Consider the following 12,721-nt stretch of genomic DNA (forward strand, 5'->3'; position numbering starts at 1 on the left):
TTGAAAATTATAACGGTTGCAGCGGCGGTCATCGTAAATCAACAAAATCAACTTTTAGTGGTGCGAAAACAGAATACGCACTCATTTATGCAGGTCGGTGGTAAATTGGAAATCAATGAGGCACCTGAAATTACGATTCAACGTGAAATCTTGGAAGAGATTGGTTGTGAGTGTGAGATTCAGCAATTTGTTGGAAAGTTTGAGACGGCTGCTGCCAATGAGCCTGATCATCGATTGGTTAGTTATCTTTATATGGTTGAATTAAAACAGAAGCCAAAGATCGCAGCTGAAATTGCAGAAATGAAATGGGTCGATCTAAATGATCAAGTTACTTTACTCGCCCCTTTAACCAAAGAGGTGGTGATTCCGTGGATGCTTAAGCAACAGATGACAGGGGTGAGTCCTTAACCCCACCAGCAGCAAGACAAACAGCATAGATCTGTTGGCAGCCCAATTGACGTAAGCTTTGAGATAATGCATCAATCGAGCTGCCAGTGGTAATGACATCATCAACAATTAACACTTTTCGATAACGGATTTTATTGGGTGGATGGGCAATAAACTGATGTTCAATGTTATCCAAGCGTTCTAGGCGTGATAAGCCTTTCTGGGAATGTTGAGCTAAACGTCGAACAGGTTGCCAAACTGGAATATTGAACGTTTGTGCTAAGCCTTGAGCCAATAATAAAGATTGATTAAAGCCTCGTTCGACTAAACGATCGGTTGAAATTGGCATAGGAACAATGGCTTGAACTTTAGGAAGTCTAACTTGTTGTAATATGCCACTGAGTAATCGCTGGTGATGTAGCTTCTGCTCATATTTAAATTGTTGAATAATGCGATTGATGGGATATTGATAATGGCAGGCAACAAAGACCTGTTGTTGATTGCGTTCAATTGTTTGTTTCAGCCAAGGCATATCATCCCAACAATTTTTGCATACGCCAAAGTATTGTTTGGCTCCTATTTCACATAAATCACATGCAGTGAAATGGTCAAGGAATCGCAAGGCTTGGTTGCTGAGTAACTTAAACATAGGCATATCTTGGTGCTTCAGGTAACCAACGTTTTAATAGACCTTCTGCATGTTGCGGATAGTCTTTCAGAATTTGTTCTGCAACATAATGTGCTTGTGTCAGTAAATGATCATCTCGTTCTAGACGTGCCACACGGAAACCCATATCTCCAGTTTGTTTAGTTCCAAGCAACTCACCTGGTCCACGAATTTCTAGATCTTTTTCTGCAATCACGAAGCCATCATTACTTTCTCGTAAGATGGAGAGTCGTTCCTGACCATTTTGCGATAATGGTGTTTTATAAAGCAGCGCACAGAAACTCGCAGTCGCGCCTCGTCCCACACGTCCTCGAAGTTGATGTAATTGGGAAAGGCCTAAACGTTCTGCATTTTCAATCACCATAATTGAAGCATTAGGAACATCCACACCTACTTCAATGACTGTGGTGGCAATCAACAGTTGTGATTGATTATCTTTAAAGGCTTGCATAACAGCTTGTTTCTCATCGGCTTTCATTTTGCCATGTACAAGTCCGACATTTAGATCAGGGAAACGTTCTTTAATTTCTTGATAGGTGGCTTCCGCAGCTTGAGCATCAAGTGTTTCAGATTGTTCAACTAAGGTACAGACCCAATAGGCTTGTTTACCTTCACGACAATTTTGGGCAATTCGCTGTAGTACTTCTTCACGACGATCGAGCGGAATGGTTACGGTTTGAATGGGTGTACGTCCTGGTGGGAGTTCATCAATCACTGAGGTATCTAAATCACCGTATGCACTCATAGCTAAGGTGCGGGGAATGGGGGTCGCAGTCATGACGAGTTGGTGTGGTGTAAATTGATCCGCACCTTTATTGCGTAAGGCAAGGCGTTGGTCAACACCAAAACGATGTTGTTCATCAATAATCACCAAACCAAGCTTAGAAAATGCAACATTGTCTTGGAATAAAGCATGTGTCCCGACGATCAGTTGTGAATGGCCTTCTCTAATGTGCTGTTCTGCTTGGGTGCGAGCTTTGCCTTTTTGTTTACCAGACAACCATGCGACATCGATACCCAATGGTTCAAACCAGCGTTTAAAATTCAAATAATGCTGTTCTGCTAAAATTTCAGTCGGTGCCATGAGTGCGACTTGCCACTCTGCTTCAAGTGCATGACACGCAGCGATGGCTGCGACAAGTGTTTTACCTGCACCAACATCACCTTGAACCAACCGCAACATGGGTTGCTGTTGTTTTAGATCTTGCAAGATTTCTTTGGATACGCGCTTTTGGGCATTGGTCATCTGAAACGGCAACGCTTCTAAGAGCTGTTTGGCTAAAACTTTACTGCTGGTAAATTGGGGAGCAGCAATCTGACGGATATAGGCGCGACGAGTTAATAGGCTAATCTGATGCGCAACCAACTCTTCAAAAATCAAACGTTGTTGTGCAGGATGAGAACCTTGATTGAGTTGAACCATATTGGCATCAATTGGTGGCTCATGGATATAGTGCAGTGCTTGTTTTAATTCATAACCATTGCTGTATTTGCGTGGCAGTAGCTCTGCTAAATCATCACTATGGTGAGCTAAAGCCTGCCGTACATATTCTCGTAATTTGGGTTGCGTGAGCCCTTCAGTGCTCGGATAGATCGCTGTCAGTTGTGTTTTAGGCAAAGGCGTGTGCTGTAGAATCACTTGTATCTCGGGATGATAAAGTTCAAGCCCTCGTGCACCTACTCTAACTTCACCAAATATGCGTAATCGATTTCCCACCTGAATACGATCAGTTAAGCCTTTATAGATATGATAAAAACGCAAAGTGACTTTGCCAAAATCATCTTGTAGTAATGCAGCAAGGGATTTCTTTTTTCCAGGAGGGAAATCGACGGAACGCACTTCGCCTTCTAGCAAGTAACTTCGCCCGACCATAAGCTGATTCATCGGAATAATAGTGCTACGATCTTCATAATCACGTGGCAGATGAAACAACAAATCATCCGTGCTAAAAATATGAAGCTTTTCTAATAAGGTCGCTGCGGCTGCACCAACGCCTTGTAACTGCTGGACTGAAGTCATTCTTGATCAAGGATATATATGCATATTTTATTTATTGGTTATGGTAAAACATCTCAGCGTGTTGCTAAACACTTATTTGAGCGTGGTCACCACATTAGCACAATTAGTCGCACGCCGAAAACAGATTGTTACGCGACGCATTATACTCAAGATATTCATTGTTTGGATTTGACTGTCCTGGCACCAATTGATGTGGTTTATGTGATTTTAGCTCCGTCTCAAAGTGGTATAGAAGCATATCAACATACTTATGTGGATAGCATTCGACCGATTGTACAAGCGCTGGCCTCGCATCCTGTAAAACGTATCGTGATTGTATCTTCAACACGTGTCTATGGTCAGAATGCAGGGGAGCGTATTGATGATGAATCTGAAATACAACCAGTCGATGAGCAAGGGCACTTATTACGTAAGATGGAGTTACTCTGGCAGTCTTATTATCCACATCAAAGTATTATTGTCAGGCCAACTGGAATTTATGGCATCTCGATTGAACGACTAAAGCGTTTAGCTGAGCAGACGTTTAACTATCCAACTGTACATTTTAGTAATCGTATTCATATTGATGACTTGGCTAGATTTCTAGCTTTATTGGTAGACTTGCCCGAAGTTGAGACTAGTTATATTGTGTCTAATAATCAGCCATTACCAATGCATGAAATTTTGCAATGGTTTCAACAGCAGTTGCATTTACCTCTTCTTCAGCTCTTGACTGAACAACAAACGGGTAAGCGAATTTATGCGACGAGATTAATGCAAACAAGTTTTAAATTTGATCATCTGATTTGCTTTAATGACTACGCAGCAGCATTATCGGCACATGCGAACGCTGAAAAATTAGACTAAACTAAAACAACATTTAGAGAGTGGTGTTTTCGACTCTACAGTGTTTGGTATGTTTTTGATTCTAAATACCAATAGCTTCCGTAAAGGAACTGCCTGTATTGTGCACAATGTTTGCAGAGAGGCATTGAAGGTCAATGATGAAAAAAATAATTTGTTCGATGTTACTTAGTTTAATGACAACAATGAGCTGGGCTAGCGAACAGACATGGTGTGTATTTGACCCTTTGAGTACTCAAGGTGATATTAGCCGTCGTTTACAAGATGTACGTTTACATGCGATGCAAAGCAAAGTGCAATTGAAATTTAAAACATTTAAAAATGAACAAGAAGCGATAAAAGCATTTGATCAAAAAGAATGTTCAGGCTTGGTTGCCTCAAATTTTAGCACGTATCGATATAATCGATTTATGGGCAGTACGGGAGCAATTGGCCTAATTCCGAATAATCGTACCGCACGTGTATTTTTACAGCTGTTGACGAATGTAAACGTTGAAAAACGTATGCGTGATACTGAGTATGAGGCTGTTGGGATGATTCCTATAGGCACAGTCTATATGATTATGAATACTCAAAAAATACATAAAGTTTCGCAGCTTAGAAATAAAAGTATTGGAATTTTAGTAGATAATCCGCCGCAATTAGCATTGGCACAAAGTGTAGGAGCAAAACCCACTTATGTGGATTTCTCAAATGCGATTGATTTATTTAAGCAAAAGAAAGTCGATATTTTGGCTGCACCTGCTTATGGCATTCTACCGTATAACTTGAAACAAGAATTTGGAGAAGCGACACAGGTCGTCAATTTTCCTATCGCATATTTTGCGGTCAATATTGTGATTCGACCACAAGCGTATCCAGCAGGATTTGGTCATTCTATTCGCTCATGGTTTGTAAAAAATAGCCATGTGTTAGCTGCTCAAGCGATGCAATGGGAAAATCACCTGCCTGCTTATTATTGGGCGGATATCTCAAGTTACGAAAAGCAGGGATATGATGCGTTAGTTTCTAGAATTCGCAATCGTTATGTTGCATCAGGATATTATGATGCTTATTTGGTGGAACTTATTAGAAGATTACGATGCCTAGATGATCCAAAATATATAGCTTGTAGAAAATAATGATGAATAAAAACGGCAACTTTTAGTTGCCGTTTTTTTAATGCTTTTATGCTTTTTTTCGTTTTAAGCGTCGTTTTGCTTGTTGTGATGCCATCGCTTCTAAAGCTGCAGCAAGTTCTTCATCGCTAAATGTGGTGATATGTTGCAGCATTTGTAAGGTTGTTTCATCTAGTACAAGCTGAGCACCGGCTGCCATTTCGCTAAAGTTATCATCATATTCAATAAAACCTTGTTCATTATTACGAATATAGTTTTGTTGAGTTAAGACTTTGATAAAACTTTGGAACAATGATTTATCGAAGAATTCAGGTGAGTTGAACTCATAAAGTACAGAGAGTCGTTGACCCAATAAATGACTTAATTCTTCAACTTGTTTGGTCGAGATATTGCCAGAACCACGTTGAGTAATGAGTGCCAGCGTCATGTAATAACGCTCCAAACTTTGTTTTACTGGCATTGCCAAGGTCAGAAGCTTCTGATGTTCTTCACTATTTGGTGTCGGGCTGAATAGATTGCTGTCATGATCTTGGAAAATTAAGCCAATTTCGGATAGGGCATCAATATAGGCATCGATCTGTTGTTGTAACTCAGATGATTGCCATTTCATAAACAATTCAGCTTTTAGGAATGGATATAAGGTACGAATGACATTGCTTAGATCTGTTTTATGAATTTTACCGTTATGCTCAACTAACGATGCAACTAATGAAGGCAAGACAAAAGCATGTAAAATATTATTACGGAAATACGTTAGCAATACCGCTTGATTGTCTTCAATAGCAATAATATCGCCTAAAACATGTTGAACGCGTTTGATCAGTTTAAGTTTTAAGCCATATTCAATGATTTCTTTGCCTGATAATGATGTGACCTGTGTTCGTTGGTCATACGGTTGTTTCGTTGCTAGATCTCGATAGATATCAAGTTGTTTTGCACAAATCTCTTCATCTAAAGTATGTTTTGGTGTTGCTAATAAAATCAAAGATAAAAGCGAAACTGGATTGATGACCACTGCTCGGTTGATGTTTTCTAAGATACGGTTGGCTGAATCAGAAACAACACGAGAAATTTCAATTGGTGCTGGCGCATCGTTCTTTTCAATTTGGATCTGGTCTGCATTATGCTGTTTTAATACATCATCTAAGAATACAGGTTCACCGAAGTTCACATGTACCTTACCAAAGATACGTTCAATTTTTCGCAATGACTTGAGAATACCAAAAATGGATTCAGCTTCTTTAGGCTTACCTTGCATTTCACCAACATAGGTTGAGCCTTCCATTAAACGTTCATAACCGATATAGGTTGGAACAAAGGCAATTGGTTTGGCACGACCACGTAAATGTCCGTGTACAGTCATTGCCAACATTCCTGTTTTTGGTGGCAATAAGCGGCCTGTACGTGAACGCCCACCTTCAATAAAGTACTCGATTGGGGTGTTTCGAGATAAAATGCTGTATAAATATTCTTTAAACACAGAAGTGTATAGTGCATTGCCGCGGAAAGAGCGACGGATAAAGAAAGCACCACCACCACGTAATAATTGACCGACAAACGGTAGATTGAGGTTATCACCCGCTGCAATGTAAGGAATCATCAGGCCACGTTTGAAAATCACGTAAGATAATAATAAATAGTCAATATGGCTGCGATGACATGGGGTGTAAATAATTTCATAATCTTTGGCGAGTTCACGTACGGTACTAAAGTTATGAACTTCAACGCCATCATAAAGCTGTGTCCATAAACGTGTTAATGCCATATCGGCGAAGCGTACTGCTGAGGCAGAATAGTCCGACACAATTTCATTGACATAACCAATCGCACGTCGCTCAGCTTCGAGCATACTGATTTTATGTTGAATACTTTCACGGCGAATCGCATCTTGTACATCAGGTGCTTTAATGACTGACTGCATCACGTTACGGCGATCGGATAAATCGGGACCGAGTACCACTTCGCGTTGCTGATCTAGATAGGTATCCAAAGAGCTTGCAATATATGTTGCAGGCGAAATATTAGGATGATTCGTTTTAGCGTATTCGACTAATTCTCGTAGTGATTGTGGCTCGTGGAATTCTAGATAAGATTGGCGACCATGTAAGCCAATATTTACCAATTGTTTTACTGTGCTTGGTGTTGCCCAAGTATCTGAAAATAGAAGTTTAAACCAAGAATCTTCTTTGTCGGGTGCGCGTCCCCAAAGTACAGTCACAGGAACTAATTGTACATCTACGTCAGTATTTTTTTCGAGTGCTTCAATGAGTTGTAAAAGACGGGGTGGAAAGGTTTGTGTGTTAAAGAAAATATTATCATTTTGATGTAAAAAAAGTACTGAATTTTTTTCTTGATAGTCACCAAAACTTAATGGATCTAAGGCTGGTTTGAGTTGAAGGCGACGGGTTTCACCATCGACCACCAGAGCATTACTATGAGAATAGTTTTGTAAAACATAGCACACAACTTTTTTAGTATCAGCTGAGCTCGGTTCTGTGGTGGACTCTACAGGAACTTCACCAAGAATATGTGGTGTTACCACAAGGTCAAGTAACTTACTCGAAAGTTGGCGATACATTTGACCAAATCCAGTCTTGGACATTACAAACTCCTAAATGATAACCCTAAGCAAATGCATAGCACTGCAATCTAAGCAGCGCAAGGCCGAGCTCAATAGATACAAACATGAACACGACATTCTGCGATATTCTTACATAAAACGATATGTTGTTTTCTGACAAAATATAGCGTATTTGGTAGTTTTTATCGTTAAAAATCGTATTTTTAGCGGTTATAAATATAAAGTTATGCTGAGTAAAACATTTTATATCGAGCGTAAACTGTATTAATCGACTAATCTCGATTAATATGGCTACTCTTCGCTTGTGAAGGTCTTTAGGCAAATTGGGACGTTACTTTTGCTTGAATGATTTCTCCCTAATTGTTGTTAAAAAGGTGATTACATGAATGCGTTAACACAAGAACTCGTTGAGCTTTTAACGCTAGAAAGATTGGAAGCCAATATCTTTCGTGGCAATAGCCGTAACTTGGTAGGCAAACGTGTATTTGGTGGGCAAGTTTTAGGGCAAGCGTTAAGAGCAGCATCGTATACTACAGATCGCCCAGCGCATTCGTTGCACGCATATTTCCTTTATGGAGGAGATGTAAATGCACCCATTATTTATGAAGTGGACCCACTTCGAGATGGAAAAAGTTTTGCGAGTCGTCAAGTACGAGCAATTCAACATGGACGTATTATCTTTTCTGCGATGGTATCTTTTGCCAATCCAGAGGATGGATTGAATTATCAACATAAAGAGCCAGAATATCCTGCACCAGAAAACTTAAAATCTGAAAATGAATTAAAAGAAAGTATGCTCAACTTTGTGCCAGAGAATGTGCGAGCAAGTTTCATGCGCGAACGTCATGTTGAGATTCGCCCAGTTCAGCCTGTCAATCCTTTTCAGCCGCAGCCTGAAGCGCCATATTATGCACACTACATTCGTACACATGGTGATATTGCAAAAAATATAGATGAGATATCGTTACATCAGGCAATTGTCGCGTTTTATTCTGATTTTACATTGATGACGACAGCATTGCGTCCGCATGGTTTGTCTTGGATTTCTCCAAACCTTCAGTGTGCAAGTATTGATCACACGATTTATTTTCATCGCCCTTTGCGTGCAGATGAGTGGATGCTCTACGAAATGGAAGCAACCGTAAGTGCAAGTTCACGTGGACTTAATTTTGGTCGCATGTGGCAAAATGGTCAGTTGGTTTGTAGCACTGTCCAAGAAGGTTTGATTCGGCTCAGAGAAATTGAAACGCAATAACGTCTAAATCAGATTAAAGCCATCATTATGATGGCTTTTTTAGGATATGAAAGTGACAAAAAATTGCTCGATTGTTATGTGTGAGCATGAGATAGTATGGATAAATTAAAAATGTCTTCACATCGATAATGAATTTAAATACACAGATCTTAGTTGCCGCCATTTTAGGGGTTGTGTTTGGCTTTCTGTTAAATACTTTTCCTGAAACAGCATTTGTAGAGCATAGTCTTTATGGCTTAGGAATTTTAAGTAGCATTTTCATTGGTCTTTTGAAAATGCTATTGATTCCACTGATTTTTAGTTCAATTGTAGTGGGCGTATCTAATCTCCAAGCAGGCGGACAATTTGGTCGTGTTTGGAAGATCACAGCATTATGTTCCATTACGACGACCACACTAGCACTTATTTTAGGTATCGGCTGTGCTCATCTTTTTGATGTGGGAAAAGGAGTGGATATTCAGCTATTTCAGGCCGATATGCAAAGTCATCAAAGTCCTGATACTTTGACACCCTCGAGTTTCTTAACCAATTTTGTCCAAAATACCTTAATCAATCCATTCAAAGCATTTAGTGACGGTAATGTATTGGCTGTCGTGGTATTTGCATTGTTTTTAGGTGTGGCTTTGGTACAAGGAGGGGAGCGTTTCACGCTGGTCAGGAATAGTTTTCAGCAATTTTTTGAAATAATGATGATGCTGGTTGGATGGGTGATGAAACTTGCTCCGATTGGTATTTTTGCTTTGTTGGCGAAGCTGATTGTGACAGAGGATCTTTCGGTCTTGAGTCGTTTAGCTGAGTTTGCTGCGGTGGTGACTGGGACGACGATTTTTCATGGTCTTGTGGTATTACCACTTTTGCTATGGATTTTTGGACGCATGGATCCGATCACATTCTTTCGTGGGGCCAGAACGGCTTTAGTAACTGCTTTTGCCACGAGTTCTAGTTCGGCGACGATGCCATTAAGTCTAAAATGCGCGCAAGAAAATCTAGGTGTCCGACCACAAACTGCAGGCTTCGTGATCCCATTAGGGACACAGTTAAACATGGATGGAACTGCACTCTATGAGGCAGCTGCAGCTTTATTTATTGCAAATTTAATGGGATTGGAGTTATCCATTACACAACAAATTATTGTGTGTTTAGTGGCAATCATTGCATCTTTAGGGGCACCTGGAATTCCAAGTGCGGGTATGGTTACCATGATTATGGTGCTTCAATCTGTTGGGTTACCTGCAGAAGCAATTGCTATTTTATTACCGATTGATCGTTTATTAGATACAGTACGGACTGTAGTCAATGTTCAAGGGGATATGATGATTAGTGTTGTTGTGGACAAACATGCCTCCGAGTCTTCCTCATAATAAGATTAAGCAAAGATGATTTTCCTGATCATTTTTGCTTTTTTATTTAAATTTTATACATCATATTGATCATGATATTGCTAAATAATTGTTGAAAGGTTAATTAAAAAACTAGAGTTAAAAAGATATAAGTATTAGATTTAAAATAATAAATTGCATGAATTATATAATGATAAAACAAGATTTATTAAAATTAAAGTTATGAAAATAAAGCAATTTATTTCGAAATTCTCAATATTTTATGGATAATCATTCTTGTTTGCACTATCATTTGTCCGTTTTCGTTTGGTGTCTTTTTTAGCCGTTGATTGAAGTAAAAGGTTGGAAGAGATAATCCATATTTTGCTGCTTCGGGGGAAGCTATGAAAAACCGTTCTTTTCTAAAAAATCCAATCGTGATGAGTGGCTTATTGTTTGGTGGCTTTGCACCTATGTTGCATGCTGAAACTGAGCAAGAACGCAAAACGGTGGTGTTACCCACTATTCAGGTGATTGGTTCACAAGATGATGCTGTCTCAAAAATTCCTGGTGCTGCTGTGATTGTGGATCAAGAACAGATTCAACAGTTTGTTCCAACATCGACAGAAGATATTTTAAAGCGTGTTTCGGGCGTATATGTGAAACCTGAGGAAGAATCTGCTGTTGTTGCAAACATTGGTATGCGCGGTATTAGCTCAGCTGATTACAAAACCTTAATTTTAGAAGATGGGGTGCCTGTTGCACCGGGCTTATTTGTCGGAAATGGTCGTTATTACAATCCACGTGTACAACGTATGGATAGTATTGAGGTGCTAAAAGGTTCTTCGGCATTGCGTTATGGACCATCGAATATCGGTGGTGTGATTAACTATCGTACTAAGCAACCTCAAGATGGTGCTTTAGTTGATGTATCGATTGGATCTTGGGAAACCTATAAAACCACAGTTGAACTCGGTGGTAGTTCTCCAAATAAAGACAGCAATTTTGGCGCAATTTTAAGTTGGGCGAAAAGCGATGGTTTCATGGACAAAGGCTATGAAATGAAAGACGCTGTGATCAAAGCAGGCACGGCGATTGGTGATAACCAATGGTTAGGTGTTAAATTTACCCATTATGAGAATGATGCCAATATTTCATATCGTGGACAGTTCTTGGGTGAATATCACGCCAAGAAAAAGAACAACCCAGCACCAGATGACTGGTATTTGACAGAACGTAATTCATTCGATATTAACCACCGTTGGAATATCAATGCGGATACAGAACTTCAGACTCTAGTGTATTGGAGTGAAATGAATCGTGATTACTGGCGTTATGGCATTAATGGAGCAGCTTCGCAAGCAGCTGGTCGTTGGATCTATACGGACAGTGTGAATGGTAATAACCGTACATTTGAACGTATTGGTGCTGAAACCCGTTTAGTTGCAAAGCATACTTTATTCAATATTCCAAGTGAGGCTGAAGTTGGTCTACGCTTGATGAATGAGAAGATGGATGATGTAACCATCAATGCAAAGCGTGCAACACCACGTACAGGCACGATTGCTAAAGACACTAAAGATTCAGCAAAAAGTGTTGCATTATATGCTCAGAATCGTTTGGATATAACGGATCAATTATCAGTCACACCAGGACTTCGTGTTGAACGCTATGAACAACAACGAGAAGATAAACAAAAGAGTGAATCGGTCAAAACTTCAAATACTGAAGTGATGCCTGGTCTGGGATTTACTTTCCAATTAGTTCCAGCAGTACAGCTCTATGGTAGTGTATACAAAGCATTTTCTCCTGCTTTGAATGGCGATTCCCTCAGTGGTATGAAAGATCAAAAACTGGACGCGGAAACTGCGGTTAGTTGGGAGTTCGGTTTAAGAGGACAGCAAGATATCTTTAAATATGAGTTGACTGCTTTCCGAATGGATTTTGACAATCAAATCATCCCTGCGAACAGTAACTCTGATTTCCAAACAACTAATGGTGGTAAGACTTTTAACCAAGGTCTTGAGGGTGCGATTAGTGTTGAGTTAGAAAACGGTTTTGATATGTTTGCTAATGTAACTTGGGTTGCCGATGCTGAATTTAAGGGTGACCGTTTTAATAAAAATGGCACGCTTAAATCAAAAGATGGTGATCGTGTACCATACACACCAGAATGGGTTGCAAATCTTGGTTTTGGTTATACTTATGCTGGTTTGCGTACTCAGCTGAGTGCAAATTACACGGGCTCTCAATTTACTGATGATTTGAATACTAAGCCAATTACAGAAAACACGTCAGGTTTCTTTACGGGTAAAATCAATGGTTATACGACTGTTGATTTTACCTCTCGCTATACACTCAATGATCAAGTTGAGTTCTATGGTGCAGTAAAGAATTTAGAAGATAAGCGCTATATTGCGAGCTTACGCCAAGGTATCTACGTAGGTCCTGAACGTTCGTTTGAAGCTGGTGTTCGCTATCGTTTCTAATTATATTTGCTGATTGTGAAAAACCCCTCATCCTAGGATGAG

9 protein-coding genes are annotated in these 12,721 nt (G+C 39.7%); 6 read left to right on the top strand and 3 right to left on the bottom strand.

Annotation, left to right across the window (positions count from 1 at the left end; all coding sequences use genetic code 11):
- Complete coding sequence (locus F2A31_RS01850) at positions 1 to 408, top strand: NUDIX hydrolase (RefSeq protein WP_215899264.1); 408 nt, start codon at positions 1 to 3, stop codon at positions 406 to 408.
- Here the strand turns inward: F2A31_RS01850 and F2A31_RS01855 are convergent.
- Positions 377 to 1,036: a ComF family protein gene (locus F2A31_RS01855; protein WP_150027621.1), complete on the bottom strand. Its 660-nt coding sequence runs from the start codon at positions 1,034 to 1,036 to the stop codon at positions 377 to 379. The genes F2A31_RS01850 and F2A31_RS01855 overlap by 32 nt on opposite strands.
- The gene (recG, locus tag F2A31_RS01860) at positions 1,029 to 3,074 is read right to left on the bottom strand and encodes an ATP-dependent DNA helicase RecG (protein ID WP_150024936.1); all 2,046 of its coding nucleotides are present in this window, start codon (positions 3,072 to 3,074) and stop codon (positions 1,029 to 1,031) included. The genes F2A31_RS01855 and recG overlap by 8 nt, the downstream gene beginning before the upstream one ends.
- Positions 3,075 to 3,092: 18 nt before the next feature.
- Between recG and F2A31_RS01865 the strand changes: the two genes are divergently transcribed.
- A complete protein-coding gene (locus F2A31_RS01865) occupies positions 3,093 to 3,920 on the top strand; it encodes an NAD-dependent epimerase/dehydratase family protein (RefSeq protein ID WP_150024937.1) in 828 nt (275 codons plus the stop codon).
- A 137-nt stretch (positions 3,921 to 4,057) separates the two neighbouring features.
- Positions 4,058 to 5,038 (top strand): putative solute-binding protein, encoded by a 981-nt coding sequence (locus F2A31_RS01870; protein WP_150024938.1) that lies wholly within the window; start codon positions 4,058 to 4,060, stop codon positions 5,036 to 5,038.
- A 46-nt stretch (positions 5,039 to 5,084) separates the two neighbouring features.
- Here F2A31_RS01870 and plsB read toward each other — a convergent pair whose 3' ends face one another.
- Complete coding sequence (gene plsB, locus F2A31_RS01875) at positions 5,085 to 7,637, bottom strand: glycerol-3-phosphate 1-O-acyltransferase PlsB (protein WP_150024939.1); 2,553 nt, start codon at positions 7,635 to 7,637, stop codon at positions 5,085 to 5,087.
- 361 nt (positions 7,638 to 7,998) lie between these two features.
- On the opposite strand from plsB, the gene F2A31_RS01880 reads away from it, so the two are divergent.
- The 3 genes from F2A31_RS01880 (at position 7,999) to F2A31_RS01890 (ending at position 12,679) form a co-directional block, all read left to right on the top strand.
- Complete coding sequence (locus F2A31_RS01880) at positions 7,999 to 8,871, top strand: acyl-CoA thioesterase (protein WP_150024940.1); 873 nt, start codon at positions 7,999 to 8,001, stop codon at positions 8,869 to 8,871.
- A gap of 128 nt (positions 8,872 to 8,999) precedes the next feature.
- Complete coding sequence (locus F2A31_RS01885; protein ID WP_150024941.1) at positions 9,000 to 10,232, top strand: dicarboxylate/amino acid:cation symporter; 1,233 nt, start codon at positions 9,000 to 9,002, stop codon at positions 10,230 to 10,232.
- A 362-nt stretch (positions 10,233 to 10,594) separates the two neighbouring features.
- Positions 10,595 to 12,679 carry a TonB-dependent receptor family protein gene (locus tag F2A31_RS01890; protein WP_150024942.1) on the top strand — a complete coding sequence of 695 codons (2,085 nt, stop codon included), beginning with the start codon at positions 10,595 to 10,597 and terminating at the stop codon, positions 12,677 to 12,679.
- Positions 12,680 to 12,721: the final 42 nt, after the last annotated feature.

It is taken from the genome of Acinetobacter suaedae (genome assembly GCF_008630915.1).
Lineage (GTDB): Bacteria > Pseudomonadota > Gammaproteobacteria > Pseudomonadales > Moraxellaceae > Acinetobacter > Acinetobacter suaedae.